Source organism: Enterobacter cloacae complex sp. 394F7 (assembly GCF_057320385.1).
Genome location: NZ_JBXWCS010000003.1, coordinates 190,465 through 209,465 on the forward strand (window position 1 = coordinate 190,465; position 19,001 = coordinate 209,465).

The 19,001-nt window shown below is 52.1% G+C and carries 21 protein-coding genes; 12 read left to right on the forward strand and 9 right to left on the reverse strand.

What is annotated here, in order from left to right:
* Positions 1–3: 3 nt before the first annotated feature.
* From lpxH to mnmH, 6 genes are all read left to right on the forward strand, one after another.
* Positions 4–726: a UDP-2,3-diacylglucosamine diphosphatase gene (gene lpxH, locus AC2FAK_RS05760; protein WP_023620084.1), complete on the forward strand. Its 723-nt coding sequence runs from the start codon at positions 4–6 to the stop codon at positions 724–726.
* A 140-nt stretch (positions 727–866) separates the two neighbouring features.
* Entirely contained in the window at positions 867–1,076 is a 210-nt protein-coding gene (locus AC2FAK_RS05765) for a YdgH/BhsA/McbA-like domain containing protein (RefSeq protein ID WP_013095921.1), read from the forward strand.
* 65 nt (positions 1,077–1,141) lie between these two features.
* The gene (locus AC2FAK_RS05770; RefSeq protein WP_095454684.1) at positions 1,142–1,327 is read left to right on the forward strand and encodes a hypothetical protein; all 186 of its coding nucleotides are present in this window, start codon (positions 1,142–1,144) and stop codon (positions 1,325–1,327) included.
* A gap of 160 nt (positions 1,328–1,487) precedes the next feature.
* Positions 1,488–1,997, forward strand: coding sequence for a 5-(carboxyamino)imidazole ribonucleotide mutase (gene purE / locus AC2FAK_RS05775; RefSeq protein WP_013095919.1), 510 nt, complete (start codon positions 1,488–1,490; stop codon positions 1,995–1,997).
* Positions 1,994–3,061: a 5-(carboxyamino)imidazole ribonucleotide synthase gene (gene purK / locus AC2FAK_RS05780; RefSeq protein WP_095452968.1), complete on the forward strand. Its 1,068-nt coding sequence runs from the start codon at positions 1,994–1,996 to the stop codon at positions 3,059–3,061. Before purE ends, purK begins: the two co-directional genes overlap by 4 nt.
* A gap of 95 nt (positions 3,062–3,156) precedes the next feature.
* Positions 3,157–4,227: a tRNA 2-selenouridine(34) synthase MnmH gene (gene mnmH / locus AC2FAK_RS05785; protein ID WP_095454685.1), complete on the forward strand. Its 1,071-nt coding sequence runs from the start codon at positions 3,157–3,159 to the stop codon at positions 4,225–4,227.
* A 123-nt stretch (positions 4,228–4,350) separates the two neighbouring features.
* On the opposite strand, the gene AC2FAK_RS05790 is transcribed toward mnmH, so the two are convergent.
* From AC2FAK_RS05790 to ybbA, 3 genes are all read right to left on the reverse strand, one after another.
* Complete coding sequence (locus tag AC2FAK_RS05790) at positions 4,351–5,496, reverse strand: porin (RefSeq protein WP_013095916.1); 1,146 nt, start codon at positions 5,494–5,496, stop codon at positions 4,351–4,353.
* 182 nt (positions 5,497–5,678) lie between these two features.
* Positions 5,679–8,093 (reverse strand): putative ABC transporter permease subunit YbbP, encoded by a 2,415-nt coding sequence (gene ybbP / locus AC2FAK_RS05795; protein ID WP_095454686.1) that lies wholly within the window; start codon positions 8,091–8,093, stop codon positions 5,679–5,681.
* Entirely contained in the window at positions 8,090–8,776 is a 687-nt protein-coding gene (ybbA, locus tag AC2FAK_RS05800) for a putative ABC transporter ATP-binding protein YbbA (protein WP_013095914.1), read from the reverse strand. The genes ybbP and ybbA overlap by 4 nt, the downstream gene beginning before the upstream one ends.
* Between ybbA and tesA the strand changes: the two genes are divergently transcribed.
* From tesA to AC2FAK_RS05815, 3 genes are read left to right on the forward strand one after another with little or no spacing between them, the layout of a single operon-like run.
* Positions 8,747–9,370, forward strand: a complete 624-nt coding sequence (tesA, locus tag AC2FAK_RS05805) for a multifunctional acyl-CoA thioesterase I/protease I/lysophospholipase L1 (protein WP_013095913.1) — start codon at positions 8,747–8,749, stop codon at positions 9,368–9,370. The genes ybbA and tesA overlap by 30 nt on opposite strands.
* Before the next feature lie 28 nt (positions 9,371–9,398).
* Positions 9,399–10,169 carry an SDR family oxidoreductase gene (locus AC2FAK_RS05810; protein WP_013095912.1) on the forward strand — a complete coding sequence of 257 codons (771 nt, stop codon included), beginning with the start codon at positions 9,399–9,401 and terminating at the stop codon, positions 10,167–10,169.
* A 58-nt stretch (positions 10,170–10,227) separates the two neighbouring features.
* Positions 10,228–11,082: a co-chaperone YbbN gene (locus AC2FAK_RS05815; protein WP_013095911.1), complete on the forward strand. Its 855-nt coding sequence runs from the start codon at positions 10,228–10,230 to the stop codon at positions 11,080–11,082.
* Positions 11,083–11,130: 48 nt separating this feature from the next.
* Here the strand turns inward: AC2FAK_RS05815 and fetB are convergent, their stop codons facing one another.
* Together fetB and fetA are read right to left on the reverse strand one after the other, a co-directional pair.
* Positions 11,131–11,913 (reverse strand): iron efflux ABC transporter permease subunit FetB, encoded by a 783-nt coding sequence (gene fetB / locus AC2FAK_RS05820; protein WP_020685020.1) that lies wholly within the window; start codon positions 11,911–11,913, stop codon positions 11,131–11,133.
* Positions 11,906–12,577, reverse strand: coding sequence for an iron efflux ABC transporter ATP-binding subunit FetA (fetA, locus tag AC2FAK_RS05825; RefSeq protein ID WP_095454687.1), 672 nt, complete (start codon positions 12,575–12,577; stop codon positions 11,906–11,908). The genes fetB and fetA overlap by 8 nt, the downstream gene beginning before the upstream one ends.
* Before the next feature lie 162 nt (positions 12,578–12,739).
* Here fetA and AC2FAK_RS05830 point away from each other — a divergent pair, with 162 nt between their 5' ends.
* The gene (locus tag AC2FAK_RS05830) at positions 12,740–13,654 is read left to right on the forward strand and encodes an SPFH domain-containing protein (RefSeq protein ID WP_008499312.1); all 915 of its coding nucleotides are present in this window, start codon (positions 12,740–12,742) and stop codon (positions 13,652–13,654) included.
* Positions 13,651–14,103, forward strand: coding sequence for an NfeD family protein (locus tag AC2FAK_RS05835; protein ID WP_020685017.1), 453 nt, complete (start codon positions 13,651–13,653; stop codon positions 14,101–14,103). The genes AC2FAK_RS05830 and AC2FAK_RS05835 overlap by 4 nt, the downstream gene beginning before the upstream one ends.
* Here the strand turns inward: AC2FAK_RS05835 and cueR are convergent.
* Complete coding sequence (gene cueR / locus AC2FAK_RS05840; protein ID WP_013095907.1) at positions 14,100–14,510, reverse strand: Cu(I)-responsive transcriptional regulator; 411 nt, start codon at positions 14,508–14,510, stop codon at positions 14,100–14,102. The genes AC2FAK_RS05835 and cueR overlap by 4 nt on opposite strands.
* A gap of 70 nt (positions 14,511–14,580) precedes the next feature.
* Positions 14,581–14,847, reverse strand: coding sequence for a tyrosine-type recombinase/integrase (locus tag AC2FAK_RS05845; RefSeq protein ID WP_095454688.1), 267 nt, complete (start codon positions 14,845–14,847; stop codon positions 14,581–14,583).
* A 55-nt stretch (positions 14,848–14,902) separates the two neighbouring features.
* On the opposite strand from AC2FAK_RS05845, the gene AC2FAK_RS05850 reads away from it, so the two are divergent.
* Positions 14,903–15,196 (forward strand): replication endonuclease, encoded by a 294-nt coding sequence (locus AC2FAK_RS05850; protein WP_375714098.1) that lies wholly within the window; start codon positions 14,903–14,905, stop codon positions 15,194–15,196.
* Positions 15,197–15,448: 252 nt separating this feature from the next.
* Here AC2FAK_RS05850 and AC2FAK_RS05855 read toward each other — a convergent pair whose 3' ends face one another.
* Complete coding sequence (locus tag AC2FAK_RS05855; RefSeq protein WP_095454690.1) at positions 15,449–17,248, reverse strand: hypothetical protein; 1,800 nt, start codon at positions 17,246–17,248, stop codon at positions 15,449–15,451.
* 64 nt (positions 17,249–17,312) lie between these two features.
* Positions 17,313–18,665 carry a KAP family P-loop NTPase fold protein gene (locus AC2FAK_RS05860; RefSeq protein WP_095454691.1) on the reverse strand — a complete coding sequence of 451 codons (1,353 nt, stop codon included), beginning with the start codon at positions 18,663–18,665 and terminating at the stop codon, positions 17,313–17,315.
* Positions 18,666–19,001 lie beyond the last annotated feature (336 nt).

A 19,001-nucleotide genomic window follows, 5' to 3' on the forward strand; every position in this document is an offset into this window, starting at 1 on the left:
TTCGTGGCGACACTCTTTATTGCAGATTTGCACCTGCAAACAGAAGAACCGGCGATCACCGCCGGTTTTCTGCGTTTTTTAGCGGGTGAAGCCAGACACGCCGACGCGCTTTACATCCTTGGCGACCTGTTTGAAGCCTGGATCGGCGACGACGACCCCAACCCGCTGCACCGTGAAATGGCTGCCGCCATTCACGCGTTGGTCACCTCCGGCGTTCCCTGCTACTTCATTCACGGCAACCGCGATTTTCTGGTCGGCCCTCGCTACGCCCGCGAAAGCGGCATGACGCTGCTGCCAGAAGAACAGGTGCTTGACCTCTATGGTCGAAAAGTCCTGATCATGCACGGTGACACGCTCTGTACGGACGATACCGGCTATCAGGCGTTTCGCGCGAAGGTCCACACCCCGTGGATCCAAAAGGTGTTCCTTGCCCTGCCGCTGTTTATCCGGAACCGTATCGCCGCCAGAATGCGCGCGGGCAGTAAAGCCGCCAACAGCAGTAAGTCGATGACTATCATGGACGTCAACCCGCAGGCAGTGGTCAACATGATGGAGAAACACCACGTCCAGTGGTTGATCCACGGTCATACCCACCGTCCCGACGTGCATACGTTGGTCGCCAATGGCGAACCGGCTCACCGTGTGGTACTGGGCGCGTGGCACAGCGAAGGATCGATGGTGAAAGTCACGCCTGAAGGTGTGGAACTGATCGCTTTCCCGTTTTAATCTCCCCCGCAAAACTCATTCTATTTTTTTGAACGATATCGGCAAATTGTTTCGATTTTAATCAGCCCGTGGTCGGCCTATCATTTATCACATCAGGGCAACACGCCCTATCCCAAACAAAACACTTAAGGATTACGACCATGAAATCTATCAAAACTTTCGTTGCAGTTGCCGCTCTGTCTCTGATCTCTTTCGGTTCTTTCGCACAAAGCGTTAGCGCGACAGCCTCAACCCTGGATCGTGCAGAAGCGAAAATTGCCGCTCAGGCTGCTGAACAGGGCGCGTCTTACAAAATCACCAGCGCACAGTTCAATAACCGCGTGCACATGACTGCAGAACTGACTAAATAAGATCGCCGTTTGCCGTGCCGCCAGTAGATCCGCGACAGCGACAAGACGATGAGGAAGGAAAGAGAATGAAAAAAATCAGCATCGTAAGTGCCCTGCTGCTGGCCGCTGGACTGTCCACTGGCGCGATGGCAGCAGAGAATGGCTTCTGTGTACCGGAAGCCGGCTCGAATATCGACACCAGCATGGTGAATCATATTGATGTCAGCCACGCATTCGACAAAGAGAACCTGTCCGCAGGGGATCTTCAATAACCTCTCAAAACAGACCGCCTGAATGCGGTCTGTTTTGTTATTCCCGCGCACCACAACGGCTCGGTTTTTAACCGCGCAACCGTTTTCCTTGCCCGTATTACATGCTATTCTTTGTGCCCTCGAAAGCAGTGTGTTTCGCACCACAGGAGTTTTAAGACGCATGTCTTCCCGCAATAATCCGGCGCGTGTCGCCATCGTGATGGGGTCCAAAAGCGACTGGGCTACCATGCAGTTCGCCGCCGAAATCTTTGAAATCCTGAATGTTCCTCACCACGTTGAAGTGGTTTCCGCACACCGCACGCCGGATAAACTGTTCAGCTTTGCCGAAAGCGCGCAAGAGAACGGTTACGAGGTGATCATTGCTGGTGCGGGTGGCGCAGCACATCTGCCGGGCATGATTGCCGCCAAAACGCTGGTGCCGGTATTGGGTGTTCCGGTGCAGAGCGCCGCACTGAGCGGTGTCGACAGCCTTTACTCCATCGTGCAGATGCCGCGTGGTATTCCTGTGGGTACGCTGGCCATCGGCAAAGCGGGCGCGGCAAACGCGGCTCTGCTGGCGGCGCAGATCCTGGCGACGCACGATAAAGCCTTACATCAGCGTCTGGCGGACTGGCGTAAAGCCCAGACCGACGAAGTGCTGGACAACCCGGACCCGCGGGGTGCGGCATGAAGCAGGTTTGCGTCCTCGGCAATGGTCAGTTAGGCCGCATGCTGCGCCAGGCCGGTGAACCGCTGGGCATTGCCGTCTGGCCGGTCGGTCTGGATGCCGAACCCGAAGCCGTGCCGTTCCACCAGAGCGTCATTACCGCTGAGATTGAACGCTGGCCGGAAACCGCGCTGACTCGTGAACTGGCGCGCCATAACGCTTTTGTGAACCGCGACGTGTTCCCAATCATTGCTGACCGTCTGACGCAAAAACAGCTGTTCGACAAGCTCGGACTGGCGACCGCGCCGTGGCAGTTGCTGTCTGATAAAAGCGAGTGGAACGATGTCTTCGCTATGCTGGGCGAACTGGCGATTGTAAAGCGTCGCGTCGGCGGTTATGACGGCCGCGGACAGTGGCGTTTGCGCGCGCACGAAACCGCCGAACTGCCGGAAGAGTGCTACGGAGAGTGCATCGTTGAGCAGGGCATCAACTTCAGCGGTGAAGTGTCGCTGGTTGGCGCTCGCGGCCACGACGGGCGTACCGTATTTTATCCTCTGACCCATAACCTGCATCAGGACGGGATCTTACGCACCAGCGTCGCCTTCCCGCAGGCCAATGCTGAACAGCAGACCCAGGCGGAAGAGATGCTCTCGGCCATTATGCATGAACTGGGTTATGTGGGCGTGATGGCGATGGAGTGTTTTGTAACGCCGTCTGGTCTGCTGATCAACGAACTGGCACCGCGCGTTCACAACAGCGGTCACTGGACGCAAAACGGCGCATCAATCAGCCAGTTTGAGCTGCACCTGCGCGCCATTACTGACCTGCCGCTGCCACAGCCGGTGGTTAATAGCCCTTCAGTGATGATCAACCTGATCGGTACCGATCTGAACTACGACTGGCTGAAGCTGCCGCTGGTGCACCTGCACTGGTACGACAAAGAGGTTCGTCCGGGGCGTAAAGTGGGTCACCTGAACCTGAACGACAGCGACGCAGGCCGCCTGAGCGCTACCCTGGAAGCGATGATCCCTCTCCTGCCGCCGGAATACGCAAGCGGGATTGTCTGGGCGCAATCAAAGCTCAAATAAGCGATAATTGCCGGGGAGTTGATCTTCCCCTTCCCCGGCCTCTCCTCACGCGCGTAAAATCCCCCTCCATTGCTGTTTTGATTTCTGGAATAACCATGAACGATGGAACGGATTATCGCGCGATACTCGCGTCCGATACCCCTTTGATTGACGTTCGCGCGCCGATCGAATTTGCGCAGGGTGCGATGCCTGCGGCAATCAACCTGCCTTTAATGAACGACGACGAACGCGCCGCCGTGGGGACCTGCTACAAACGCCAGGGGCCCGACGCTGCGCTGGCGCTCGGCCATAGTCTGGTGAACGGCGACACGCGGGAGGCCCGGATCAACGCCTGGCGCGAAGCCTGTCTTGCCCGTCCTGAGGGCTTTATCTGCTGCGCGCGCGGCGGACAGCGCTCGCATATCACGCAGGCCTGGCTGAAAGAGGCGGGCGTGGATTACCCGCTGATCCGCGGCGGCTATAAAGCCCTGCGTCAGACGGCGATTCAGGTCACTATTGAGCAGTCACAAAAACCGATGGTGCTTATCGGCGGCTGTACCGGAAACGGTAAAACGTTGCTGGTGAAGCAGCACGCGCAGGGGATCGATCTGGAAGGGCTGGCCCACCATCGCGGCTCGTCGTTTGGCCGCACGCTCACGCCACAGCTTTCCCAGGCAAGCTTTGAAAATCATCTGGCCGTCGAGCTGTTGAAAAAAGATGCTGCACGTTGGGTGCTGGAGGATGAGGGCAGGATGATTGGCTCTAACCATCTGCCGGAATGCCTGCGCGACCGGATGGCCGAAGCCCCTATCGTGGTGGTAGAGGATCCGTTTGACATTCGTCTTGAGCGCCTGCGTGAAGAGTATTTCGACCATATGTGGGCCGATTTTTCTGCCGCCTACGGCGAAGAGGCGGGCTGGAAGGAGTATAGCGAGTATCTGCACCACGGCCTGTTCGCCATTCGCCGCCGTCTGGGGCTGCAGCGTTATGCGGAATTCACCGCGCTGTTAGATTCCGCACTGCTGGAACAACAACGCTCTGGCAGCACTGACGCACACTTTAGCTGGCTTGCGCCGCTGCTCAGAGATTATTACGACCCGATGTACGGCTATCAGCTGGAGAAAAAGGCAGAAAAGATTGTATATCGCGGGATGTATGGCGAGGTCGCTGATTGGCTTGATCGCTAAAAGAAAGCCGGGTGGCGAGGTAAAAGCAAAACGGCAACCTGGTTGCCGTTTTTAATGTTTGTACCCTCTCCCTGTGGGAGAGGGTCAGGGTGAGGGCATCAGACCGCACCCTGTGCTTCGACCTTAGAAGTCGTAACGCAGACGCACCAGGTTCATATCGCCCAGGTTGTCGGTGCTGGAGGTGAACACGTGTTCGTAATCCACACGGAAACCGTAGTCCAGCTGGAAGCTGATACCCACACCGTTGTCGATGCGCTGGTAGTTACGGCCGTTCACGTACTCGATACGGTCACCCATGAAGTATGGCTGGATGGATTTAACCGCATACTGATTGATTGGGAATTTGTACCCTGCGAAGTATTCGATACCCCATGCGTCACCGGCAAAGTAGTCGTTAACAGACACTTTTTTGGTGGTCAGGAAGTTCTGGTACCAGCCGCCGCCAGCAGAGAAGGTCCAGTTATCCGGTGTCCAGCTGAGCGCGGTACCGAGGATGTTCTGGTCATAGGTTTTGCTGTCGCCGTTGTCCGGGTTACGCATATCCGCACGGGTGTAGTTCCATGCCGCGCCCCAGGTCAGATCGGTGGTCAGGTGGTAATCGATACCCAGGGAACCGCCGCCTTTACGCTTGTAGCGCAGACCGTTGCCCGGCAGGTATTCGCTGTCTTCAAACAGGTAAGAGGCGTAGATATCAGCATCACCAACGGTTTTCTTATATTTCAGCATATTGCGTGAACGATAAGAGCCATCGTAGTCGCCGTTGATACCGTTACCTGGTGCCTGACCGATCATGTCGTAGTCCCAGATATCGGTTTTCACGCCCACCACATCATAGTACACGCTGTTCTGTTGACCGAAGGTCAGCGTACCCCAGGTGTCGCTCTTCAGGCCGGTGTAGAGCATACGGCGCGTGGTGTCGTGGGCACCCTCGGCATAGTGATGATCCCAGTTGAACTGGGCAGGGATATTCACACCCAGTTCGTAGTAGCTGATCCAGCTGATGTCGTCGAACAGATAGTAATCTGCCGCAAAACGGAAACGGGTGCCGCCGTCGAAACCGTTACGTTTGTAGCTGTTTTTACCGTCGTCGCCCGTCATGTTCTGGAACTGAGGACGAATACTGCCGCCAACGGTAAAGTTCAGACGGCTCAGCGGGTTACCCGCCTGAGGATCTTGCTTAAGAACCGTGATTTCCGCCTGAGATGCGAAGGAGGTTAATGCCACTGCTGCGCCAATAGCTGTCGCCAGCGCGGTTGTTTTTATAGTCATTATTTTTCCTTAATAGACACGCTGCTAAATATTTAGCGTGTGAATATTAACTGGAAATAATCGGGCTGTGTGGGCGGGTTTTTAATGTTTTGTGCTACTAAATGAGTGGGTATTATCGATTTGTGCTGTTAACGGGCTGCGCACCAGCATTTAAACCGGCACGCAACCATCACGTCTGTGAACTAACAGACAAACTGGCGGAACAGTGCTTTGTCTTTTAACAGCCGCGTTCCAAGCCAGCCGCCGCAAAGTGAAAGCAAAAGCGCACCGCACACCGGCAGCGTCAGCCACAGGCGCCAGTCTGGCTCCCACGGGAAGTCGAAGACTTTCGACTGCAGCACTGCCAGCGCCGCCTCTGCGCCAATGGCGGCCACCAGGCCTGCCACCAGCCCCAGCAGGGCGAACTCGCTCCACAGCGTAGCCCTCAGCAGGCGCTTGCCGGCTCCCAGCGTACGGTAGACCACCAGCTCCTGATGACGCTGACGCATGCCAACCTGCACCTGTGCCAGCAGCAACAGCACGCCGCAAATCGTCACCAGCACCACCATCACCTCCAGCGCGCGGCTGACCTGCTCCAGCACCTGACCGACCTGTTTCAGTATCGCGCCAATATCCAGCAGGCTGACCGTCGGGAATTCCCGGTTAAGCTGCGTCAACATGCCGTTGCCGTTTTCCCAGCGGAAGCTGGTGAGCCAGCTCTGCGGCTGTCCATCCAGCGCCCCGACAGGGAAGATAAAGAAGAAGTTTGGCCGCAGGCTTTCCCAGTCCACTTTGCGCAGGCTGGTCACTCTGGCGCTGAAATCCTGCGTGTCGCCGGTAAAGGTCACGCTATCTCCGAGCTTCACATTCAGACGCTTTGCCAGCCCCTCTTCCATCGACACTTCCCCGGTCTTTGGCGGCCAGCTTCCGGCGATGATAGGGTTGTGATCCGGGCGCTTCTCCTGCCAGGTCAGGTTTAGCTCACGGTTGAGCGACTCATCTTTATTCCCCTCCGTCGACTGACCGTTGATCTGCGTCAGGCGCGCACGCACGATCGGATAGAACGACTCGGGAATAATGTGATGCTCAGAGAGAAAACCCTTCAGTGGCGTCACCTGTTCTGGAGCAATATTGATCAGAAAATAGTTCGGGCTTTCCGGCGGAAGCTGCTGTTGCCAGCGATCCAGCAGATCGCCGCGCAGCACCAGCAAAAGCGCCAGCAGCATAAACGAGAGCGAAAACGCCGAAAGCTGGCTCAGCGTTGACCACGGCTGATGCAGCAGACGGTTCACCGCCAGCCGCACGGGAAGGGAGTTAATCGTCATCCTTTTCAGAACAGTGAGCAACATCCAGCCCAGCACGCCACACAGCAGCGCCAGAACCACCGCCCCGACCAGCACGGCCCACAGCAGGGTACTCCCGCCCATCAGCCAGGCAAGGAGCCCGACCACCACGGCAACCATCACCGGCAGGTAGTATTTGAGCGGCCAGACGCTGGCCACCACATCGCGGCGCAGCACGCGCAGCGGCTGGGTGGCGAGCAGGAGCCGGTACGGGCGCAACCCCACCAGCAATGAAATCACGGTCATCGCGCCAATCGCCCACAGCCACGGCCAGAGGCTTGCTGGCGGCAGCGCGGCAGGCAGTACCGGTTTCAGGAGCATCATCAGCAGCTTTTCAAACAGCAGACCTGTCGCCCCACCGGTGACGGCCGACAGCGCCAGCACCATCAGCCACTGGCCAACAATCAGCCTCCGCAATTGCGCCCTGCCCGCGCCAAGGGTTTTGAGGATCGCCACCAGATCGTAACGGCTGTGGCAGTAGTGTCCCATCGCCACGGCTACCGCCGCGACGGCCAGCAGCAGGGTTAACAGCGCCGAGAGCAGCAGAAACTGCTGAGAGCGTTCAAGAGACTTGCCGAGCGCGCCCTCATCCTGCTCAAGCCCGTACCAGCGGTGCTCCGGTTTTAACTGCGGCAGAAGCCATTTTTCATACGCCTCCAGCTGCGCAGGCGTGCCGCCAAACTTATAGCGCCAGGTGACGCGGCTCCCCGGCTGGACGGCGTTGGTTTTCGCCACGTCTGCGGTGTTCATCAGCAAGCGTGGGGCGAGCTGGAACGGGTTGAAGCCGGAATCGGGTTCCTGAACCACCTCCCCGGCAATGGTCAGCGTCGCGTCCCCCACGTCGATGCTGTCACCTGTTTTCAGGTTCAGCAGCGCCATCAGTCGCGGTGCCAGCAGCACCGTACCGGGTTTCGGCTTGACGTCTGGCGGGCTGGTCTGCAGTTCACCGTACATCGGGTAGATATCATCCACGGCTTTGACGCTGGCCAGCTGCGGCGTGTCACCGGCAAAGGTCATGGTCTGGAAGCTTATCTGCTCCCCGACCTTAAGCCCCCGCTTGCGCGCTTCGTCGATCCAGCCTGGCGGGACGGCGCGCGAGCTTTGCAGCGCCCTGTCGCCCGCCATAAATTCGCGACTTTGCTGGCTAAGCCCCTTCTCCATGCGATCGCTGACGCTGCCCAGCGCCAGCACGCAGGCCACCGCCAGGCTTAACGCCAGCCAGACGATCAGCAGCGAAGGCGAGCGCCACTCGCGCCAGAACCAGCGGGCAATCATGCTTCCTCCTGCAATTCACCGTTGACCAGCCGCAGGCGGCGATCGCAGCGGGCGGCCAACTGCGGATCGTGCGTGACCAGAATCAGCGTGGTGCCATGTTCCCGGTTGAGCGAGAACAGCAGATCGGCAATCTTATCGCCGGTTTTACGGTCCAGGTTCCCGGTGGGTTCATCGGCAAACAGCACCTCCGGGCGACCATTAAATGCGCGGGCCAGCGCCACGCGTTGCTGCTCTCCACCGGAAAGCTGCGCCGGAAGATGGTCAAGGCGTTTCCCCAGCCCCAGCTGTTCCAGCAATGCCTTCGCATGATCGCGGCTTTCACGGCTGCTTTCTCCGCGCAGCAGCGCGGGCAATTCAACATTTTCCAGCGCGTTCAGGGTGGGGATCAGCATGAAGGACTGAAACACAAAGCCGATGTGACGGGCACGTAGCGCGGCACGCGCCTCTTCATCAAGCTGATGCAGCGGCTGTCCGACCAGGTTAACCTCGCCGCTGCTGCCGTCGTCCAGTCCGGCCAGAATAGCCAGCAGCGTGGACTTACCGGAACCGGATTCGCCAATCAGCGCAATGGTTTCGGCAGGTTTGACAACGAGTTCAACTCCGGTGAGGATGGAAAGCTCGTGTTCCCCCTGACCGACGGACTTCTTAAGACGATGAACTTCAACAATGTTTTCCGCTGGCATTTGCCCTTCCTGTTTTTGATTCTGATGACTTTCCGCGCGGCGGCAGCGGACACGTTACTGGTTCTCGGCGACAGCCTCAGCGCAGGCTATCGTATGGCGGCCAGTGCGGCCTGGCCGGCTCTGCTCAACGAAAAATGGCAGAGCAAAACGTCTGTTATCAACGCCAGCATCAGCGGTGATACCTCGCAACAGGGCTTGTCGCGTCTGCCAGCCTTGCTCAAACAGCATCAACCGCGATGGGTACTGGTGGAGCTGGGCGGTAACGACGGATTGCGTGGCTTCCAGCCTCAGCAAACGGAACAAACCCTGCGCACCATCCTGAAGGACATTAAAGCGGCGAACGCCCAGCCGCTGCTGATGCAAATTCGCCTGCCCGCCAACTACGGTCGTCGGTATAATGAAGCCTTTAGCGCGATCTACCCTAAGCTTGCCAACGAGTTTGATATTCCGCTGCTGCCATTTTTCATGGAAGAGGTCTATCTCAAACCCAACTGGATGCAGGATGACGGGATCCACCCCAATCGCGATGCACAGCCGTTTATTGCCGACTGGATGGCAACGCGGCTGGCTCCTTTAGTTAACCATGACTCCTGATTAAGCGGAGATCCTGACAGGTAAAGTTATGCAAAAATCGGTCTTAATTACAGGATGTTCCAGCGGAATTGGTCTTGAAAGCGCGCTCGAATTAAAGCGTCAGGGATTTCAGGTGCTGGCGGCCTGCCGTAAACCTGACGATGTGGAACGCCTCAACGGGATGGGGTTCACCAGCGTGTTGCTGGATCTGGACTCACCGGAAAGCGTTGAACGCGCCGCAGATGAGGTGATCGCCCTTACCGGCAACCGTCTGTACGGTCTGTTCAATAATGCCGGTTACGGTCTCTATGGCCCGCTGAATACGATCTCCCGCGAACAGCTTGAACAACAGTTTTCCAGCAACTTTTTCGGTGTGCATCAGCTCACCATGCGCCTGCTTCCGGCGATGCTGCCTCACGGTGAAGGGCGTATCGTGATGACCTCCTCGGTCATGGGGCTGATTTCTACCCCCGGCCGCGGCGCGTATGCCGCCAGCAAATATGCGCTGGAAGCATGGTCGGACGCCCTGCGCATGGAGTTGCGTCACAGCGGGATTAAGGTGAGCCTGATTGAACCCGGCCCCATCCGCACCCGTTTTACGGATAACGTCAACCAGACGCAGGCGGACAAACCGGTCGAAAACCCCGGCATCGCCGCACGTTTTACCCTTGGGCCGGAAGCGGTTGTCGCGAAAGTGCGCCATGCTTTTGAGAGCGATAACCCAAAAATGCGCTATCCGGTAACGCTGGTCACCCATGCCGTAGGCTGGTTAAAACGTCTGCTGCCGGGCCGGATGATGGACAAAATTTTACACGGTTGAGTTGAAGCGACGACGCTCACCCCCATGTAAATAACAAACCGATAAAAGAGAATGCCGCATGTCCGTACAGAATATCGTCAATATTACTGAAGCAAACCTGCAACAGGTCCTCGAACAGTCGATGGTTAAACCGGTACTGTTCTACTTCTGGTCTGAACGCAGCCAACACTGTCTGCAGCTGACGCCGGTCCTCGAAAGCCTTGCCGCACAATACAATGGCCAGTTCATTCTCGCCAAACTGGACTGTGATGCAGAACCCATGGTGGCCTCTCAGTTTGGCCTGCGCGCCATCCCCACGGTCTACCTTTTCCAGAATGGACAGCCTGTTGATGGCTTCCAGGGACCGCAGCCTGAAGAGGCGATCCGCGCCCTGCTGGATAAAGTGCTGCCGCGTGAGGAGGAGCTAAAAGCGCAGGAAGCCATGGCGCTGATGCAGGAAGGTAAATACGACGAAGCCCTGCCGCTGTTGAAAGACGCCTGGCAGCTCTCTAAGCAGAACAGCCAGATTGGCCTGCTGCTGGCTGAAACGCAGATTGCCCTGCACCGCTCAGAAGATGCTGAAGCCGTGCTAAAAACGATCCCGTTGCAGGATCAGGACACCCGCTATCAGGGCCTGGTGGCGCAAATTGATCTGCTGAAACAGGCGGCGGATACCCCGGAAATCCAGCAACTCCAGCAGCAGGTTGCCGATAACCCGGCCGACGCAGCGCTGGCAAGCCAGCTGGCACTCCAGCTGCATCAGGTGGGTCGAAACGAAGAGGCACTGGAACTGCTGTTCAGCCACCTGCAAAACGATCTGGCTGCCGCTGACGGTCAGGCGCGGAAAATGTTCCAGGAGATCCTGGCCGCGCTGGGTACCGGCGATGCGCTGGCCTCGAAGTACCGTCGTCAGCTGTACGCGCTGCTCTACTAAAAAAAATGCCCGGTGGCGCTCACGCTTACCGGGCCTACACAAACAGGCTTAATCCGCTTTTTTTAGCTGTGTGACCACCAGCTGGTGGCGCGCGTTGTAGAACTTCCTATACGTCAGATAACAGGCAATGATGGTCGACAGGCTCGCCGTGGAGAGCAGCATAAAGGTCACCATGATCTGATATTTGATCGCTTTCACCGGATCAATGCCAGCGAAGATCAGCCCTGACATCATCCCCGGCAGACTCACCAGCCCCACCGTTTTCGCCGAATCCACCGTAGGGATCAGCGACGCGCGGATACTCTCACGAATCAGCCGCGCCGACGCCACTTTTGGCGTGGCCCCCAGGCTTAACTTCTCCTGCAGCTTCTGTTGCTCACTGCTGAAGCGCTGGCCAAGGTTGTTGTAGCACAGCCCTACCGCCACCATGGCGTTCCCGGCGATCATCCCGGAGATGGGGATCACCTGCATTGGCGTAAACTCAATAGAGCCAGATAGCACCAGCACCGCCAGCGTCAGCGCGGTCCCGGTCGTAATGGCAATAAATGACGAGACAAACGCCTTATCGATATATTTGCTGCGCTTCTGCGCATTCCACGCTGCGTTGAAGCAGATAAACAGCACCATCAGCAGCGTCAGCACCGCGTGGTTGACGTTAAAGATGTACTTCAGCACATAGCCAACGATGATGAGCTGAATCACCGCGCGGCAGATGCTCCAGAGAATATCTTTCTCCAGCCCCAGCTTTTCCCGGTAGCTCACTAAAATCGCCACCAGTACCAGCACCATGGAAAACGCCAGCGATGCGTTGGTGATATTATGCTCACCCATGGTTTGCCTCCTGCCATTTCCCACCCTGCGGCTGCAGCGTGATGACATCATCCGCATGGGCAATTTCATTTGCGTCGTGCGTCACCCACAGCACGGCAATATTTTGTTCACTGACGTAGCGATGGATAATGTCGTTCACGTTGCGCTTGTTGGCCTCATCCAGCGCGCTGGTGATCTCGTCCAGCAGCAGCACCTTCGGTAAAAACTGCAGGTTACGAATCAGCGAAACGCGCTGCTTTTCGCCCCCGGAGAGCTCATTAATGGATTTGGTCAATGTCTCCTGCGCCAGGCCAAAGCGGGCCAGGTCAGCGATAAATTTATTCGGCTCCGGCGTTTGCTGGCGAATCTGCCACGGAAAGATCAGGTTGTCATAGACCGTTTCGCCGAACAGTGAAGGGGTCTGTACACAATAAGAGACCTGCTGGCGATAGCGTTCCGGGGAGAGGGTCGCAATATCGTGGCCCTCAAACAGAACGGTTCCCTCCGTAGGACTTAGCAGTGAAGCCACAATTTTCAGCAACGTGCTTTTGCCGCAGCCTGACGGCCCGGTGATTAATTTAAACTCGCCCGGTGAAAGGCAAAATTCGACGTGCTGAAGGATCGTATTCCCCCCAACACGAAACCCGACATCCCTGAGATGTAATATGTTTTTTTGATCGTTCATTCCGCTTCCGTTAACCGATTCTGGTAAAAATCGTCTGTAGCATAATCCTTTGTCCATTCCCAGCCTATTTTCAGAGGCGAATTTCAGCCCGATAGCCGATATACTGATGAACAATAAACATGCATTTTTACTCATCAACAGCATGCAAAACAGGAGGTTTTTATGCTTATCGTTGTTCCTGTCCTTATATTCGTTGCGCTGGTTATTGTGGGCGCCGGGGTCAAAATTGTCCCGCAGGGATATCAGTGGACCGTTGAACGCTTCGGCCGCTACACTAATACACTCCAGCCAGGTTTGAGCCTGATTGTTCCCTTCATGGACAGAATTGGTCGCAAGATCAACATGATGGAACAAGTGTTGGATATCCCCTCGCAGGAAGTTATTTCGAAGGATAACGCCAACGTCACCATCGATGCCGTCTGTTTTATTCAGGTAATTGATGCGCCCAAAGCCGCCTATGAGGTGAGCAACCTGGAGCTGGCGATTGTTAATCTGACAATGACCAACATCCGTACGGTACTCGGCTCTATGGAGCTGGACGAAATGCTCTCTCAGCGTGACAGCATCAACACCCGTCTGCTGCACATTGTTGATGAAGCGACAAACCCGTGGGGCATTAAAGTCACCCGCATTGAAATCCGGGACGTTCGCCCACCTGCGGAGCTTATCGCTTCGATGAACGCCCAGATGAAGGCAGAACGAACCAAGCGCGCCTATATTCTGGAAGCCGAAGGGGTGCGTCAGGCGGAGATCCTGAAAGCAGAAGGGGAAAAACAGTCGCAAATTCTGAAAGCGGAAGGGGATCGCCAGTCTGCCTTCTTGCAGGCAGAGGCGCGTGAACGTTCTGCCGAAGCGGAAGCCCGCGCAACCCAGATGGTATCCGAGGCCATTGCCGCCGGTGACATCCAGGCCGTGAACTACTTTGTCGCGCAAAAATATACCGATGCGCTGAAAGAGATCGGCTCGGCAAATAACAGCAAAGTGGTGATGATGCCGCTGGATGCCAGCAGTCTGATGGGCTCCATCGCCGGGATTGCTGAACTTATCAAAGACAGCGGAAACGAGCGCAAAAAATGATTGAGCTGATCGTCGCACATCCTCATGCTTTCTGGCTAAGCCTGGGTGGCTTACTGCTGGCCGCAGAGATGCTTGGTGGCAACGGTTATCTGCTCTGGAGCGGTGTGGCCGCGGTGATTACCGGGCTGCTGGTCTGGCTGCTCCCCCTGGACTGGGCGTGGCAGGGCGCGCTGTTTGCCGTGCTGACGCTGGTGGCCGCCTGGCTGTGGTGGCGCTGGCTGAACCGTCAGGTTAACGAGCAAAAACCGCTGGATACCCATCTCAATCAGCGTGGACAGCAGATCGTCGGTCAGCGCTTTACGCTTGAGACTGCGCTGGTGAACGGCCGCGGACATATGCGCGTGGGCGATAGCTCCTGGCCGGTGGTGGCCGACGATGACCTCAGCGCCGGGACGCGGGTTGAGGTCATCGCGGTGGAAGGGATTACGCTTCGGGTGAAAGCCTGCTAAGCCTGCGCCTTACGATGACAGCAGCCGGCAAGATTATCGATAATCGGGCAGTCGGCGCTGTCATCTCCCGGACAGGATTCCGCCAGCGCCAGCAGCTGCTTGCGCATCGCTTCCAGTTCCGTAATGTGCCGTTCAATCTCCGCCACTTTTTCCAGCGTCCGTTTTTTTACATCTGCGCTGTGGCGTTTTGGATCGTTGAACAGATTCACCAGCTCACCGCACTCTTCAAGGTTAAAACCCACCTGACGCGCCTGACGCAGTAACGTCAGCTCGTCCAGATGCAGTTGCGTGTAGCTACGGTAGCCGTTTTCGCTGCGCAGCGGCGGCGTCACCAGCCCCTTCTCTTCATAAAAGCGGATTGCTTTGCTGGTCAATCCGGTTTTTTTCGCAACATCGCTGATATTCACATTTCCCCCTTGACCTTCCCCTTGATGGTGGGATCCTGACAAGCGCAGCCCCGTAAGGCACAGCGCCGAATCAGTATTTTACAGACTTAATTAACCCGCAAATCCCCCGCTTTGCCTCCAGAGTGTGGATTCCGCTGAGAGGATTATAGCTCACAGCATCCAGTAAATAATCTGGTGCGAAGTGTGCGTAAACCATCGTTTGATAAATATCCGCATGGCCCAATATCCGCTGCAAAGCAATTATGTTGCCCCCCTTCTTCATGAAGTGCGTTGCGAACGTGTGCCGCAAAGCATGGGCCGCCTGTCCATCTGGCAAGTTGGGTTTTGCTTCTTTCATCCTCAACCGGAACGTTTTGTAACTTACTCAGAAAAGACGCCCTGATTACCTGTGTTTGATAATCCTAGCATTATCATCCGATATTGGAAAAACGCGCCTTTCACCGTTATTTGTCAGGGTAAACATAACCCTGTTACCGACAATATTCTCCCCTTTCAAAGCGGTATGCCTCTCACCACCTAGCACCAGTAGCCAGCAGCAAAATCGCAATTCGGTAGTAAGTCCACACGAATCACAGCGATATCTCAATCAAATATGGCAACAGATTCGCGCTGAACTCGCACGCCGCGAAATTTCTGTTTTCGGTCTTCCCGTCGCTGATTCCCATCATGACGGTACTCCGCATTGACATGGCCTGCTGTTTACAGCCCCAGAGCACATGTAGTAACACTATGCATGATCCTATTACCTATTACCTATTACCTATTACCTATTACCTATTACCTATTACAATAATAGGTTAAAAGCCCCCCAAAGGAATAACTATATCTAATTGTTACAATCGATCCCTCATACCATAGATATTTAAATATAATATTTCGGAATATTTAATTTTAAAAAGGCTCGAATAACCAAGACTTTTTGAGATGTATTTGATCAGTTATTTCCTATTTCTTCTTCTTGCTTTTTTTTGCTCTCTGTTTTTCTTGTCCTTTGGTTTTTTATTTTTTATTGAGAATATTTTTCGTCTATCAATTTCAACAAAATCAGGCTCAGTTATTTTCAGGGTGTAAGTTTTACCTTCAAGCTTGGCTAAATGGATTTCATCAAAGACAGTTGATTCACTAATATCAAGGAATAATTGAGGGCTATCTTTATTTATGTTTTTAAAACCATTATATTTCAAAAAAGCTCCAGCGATTTCTAATTCATCAGCGGCAATTATTTTCCCCATTAAATTTACTCTTTGTGATAAATAATCAATGAAATACAACCAATCTTTACCAATATATTTCAAGCATGAAATTAAAAACCTCAAATCATCAATATTAATCACCCAAGGAGATTTCACATCATCATTTTTTTCTAATAAGATTGTTAAGTCAGTAGCCAATAAACCAAAATCATCCTTTGTTACGCATATACAATATATCTCATCAAAGTCTTGTTTTGAAATAGTATGCAGCACATTTCCTTTTCTATCATACAAGATGGTGATTTCATTTTTTTCAATGAGAGTTTTTAGATTCAATGCTTGATCACAACCGCTTTGAATCCCAGACTTCTTCTTAAAGTCATCTTTTATTCTTGTAAATGCTCTAGAAGGATCTCTTAGTGGTTCGCGCCTTGGTGCCGCTTTTGCTTCAACAATCAATATAGTTCTGTTGGTGATTATTACGAGATCATGTTCATTAGATGATTTATTATTTTCAAAAACACTTTCTAATACAATCGAATTTTCTGGAAGTAATTCACTGAATGCTTCCTTCGCATCTTGCTCTAGTTTTATATCCCTAGCTTTTCTGAAGCGATCATTGAACTTACTGTCTTTGAAATACTGATCTATTTTATTCTGAACGGCAAGCAACATAAAATTGATTGAGCAAAGAGCATAATTCTTTTCATCAACAGTTATAATAGGATTGGTTTCTAAAGAATTCTCATCAGTAATATAATTGATATCATTAGCAGTGCCTTTCTTCAAAACAAAATGCTGTTTAAATTGTTCGATTTTTGCAGGGTCGATGCCATCAATTTCATCAAATTTGAAGATGCAAATCTCCTCAGATAACCTCATGAGCTTTAACATTAATGGGCCGCAACCTTCTTGTAAGGCTTTAAGATTTTCATGATATTCATTTACATCTGAATTGGCGAATTCTAATCTTTTTGTATCAACGTCACCTAAAATTTTGTAGATATAATCGATTCTATTTTGAAGAATAGAACCAATACGATCTGTAATTTCAATCATATCTTTGTGCGATAAACCAAAATGAGCAGAAATAATATCTTCAAATTGTTCATAAGTTTTTAAAAGATCTTTTCTTAGTTCATCAGTTGCAATTTTTTTGCTTTCAAAAAAATATCCCAAAAAAGCTGGCATAGATGCATGGCGAGTTTTTAACCAAGAGTTATCGATTCCTTGCTCAAAATCTTTTTTATCAGGAAAATAAACACTTAAATACTTACTGTAAATGTCATTAAGAAGAGAGTATATTTTATTCAATTTTTCATCAGAAAGCTCTTCAGTATTACAAATACTTTGGGAAGACATTACCCCCAACAGATACAGACTTTGCCGAGCAGGAGAGTTAAGTTTCCCCCGACTCCCCATTTGACCAAACATCATAAGCTCATGAAATAAACTATTGGCCACCTTATAAATATCAAGCTTTGCTGTAAGTGATTTTAATTCTTCAATCTTCTTATCAAGACTGATAAAGTTAGTCTTATTCATTTTACACTCCTTGTTTTAAAAATGTTAATAATATCATAATAGCATCTTGTTTATTGAGAGAGGATTACCGACTAACAGTAAAACCTTCTACCTTTTCGGACATTGTTTCGAACCATTTAACTCGTCTTCCAGTCATATCTGTCATGAATGCGTAACGTTCTTTCATTTCATTTTTTGAAAGCTGTTCATCCGTTGAAAAATGATAATTCAGCAACATTAAAATATAATTAACCTCAACAGTACTCATGATACTTGTTGATATAGAGAGTCGGGCTAAAATACCTTCCAGTGTAATAGTTTTCCTACTAATCTCGATTAGGAGAGCTTGGTCGAATACTTTTATGAAAGCTACCAGCCCAAAAGCCACACAGAAAATATCGTGTCTAAAGAAATTGATTTCACGTGGTTCTATCATAACAGCGAAGGTTGAATAACAGCGCTCTGCTTCACGTAACGAACAGTTATTTGCCTCCAAGAGATATGCCAAAGTTTTCACGAGGGCACCATTGCTTGTAAGTAAATTGTTTCCTTGATCGAGAGTAAGAAGATATTGTGTTAGTGTTGAACGTTCATAACCATCTTTACATCCATCAGAAAAAATGCTTTTTTTGGGGAGAGTAAACCAGTAATGAATGAATTTATTGAGGTATAGTCGTGCATTAATATTTCCATATCTGCATTCTATACTCTTTTCAAATTGTTCGCGATTAATCACCAGGAGGAATATGAATCCTTCAACTGAGAAAATATGTTTTATTTTCTCTAACAAATCAAGGGCGAAGTCGGGACGAGCTCTATCCAGTTCATCTATAATAAAAATTATTTTTTTGTCACTATTTTTATGTATTCTGGTTAACAAACCTCTAAACTGTTCAATTGTGACCAATTCACTTTCGCTTTTCTTTATTTTCTCCTCAATATAGTCTTCTATAGGTGTCGAGAGAGCGTCGCTTATAACATCACTAGCTTTTTCTAAAGTGCTTCCAGAAACCAGGCCGCTTGTGAGAGTGCTGACAGCAAACTTGGCACCATTTAGCGCAAAAGAGGCTCCTAATTTTTTACCAATTGCTAATAACTCTTGCCCAAGATTTTTTAGCTTACCTTCTTCTTTTTTTATGAGTGAATAAATTTTTGATGTTAGAGAGACAAACGGATCTGACTGATAGTCATTTTCAAAAGCATCAAAATAGATTACATCAAATTTATCTGAAGCATTATTATTTATTTCTGAGGACATCATTTTAACAAACGAAGTTTTTCCATTTCCCCATTCGTCATTGAGAGCCAGGACTAAGCTTTTATCTGGTGCATTTGTTGCTACTCTCATAATTGTATCATGTAGCTTTTTTCGACTAAAAATGTCATCGCATTCACTAAAACCATCTGTAAACTTCTTCACAGGTGCAGTCAATCGCATTTTCTATTACTCCATATAGCCAAGAGAAAACAGCGTCATAACGAGTAAAAATATAAAACTTCAACGGACAAATAGCTGCACAATAGTGCACAAAATTGCACAAACTTTTTGAAACTAATTTTACCCTTTCCGCATGGTGGCGGTGCGGTCTGAAACCGGATCAGCAAATGCACAAAAAACGAAGCAAATTTCACGCGCAGGTGACGGGGGAACAGCCCACGCGACAGGAGTCATGGAGGGGATACCTTTAAATGCCATGCTTCAGCCTTTCCTGCTTTCTAGGCGTGCTTTCCCGCTTCGGGGCGCGTACCCGTCGATTGCAGCTTGCGCCTGCTA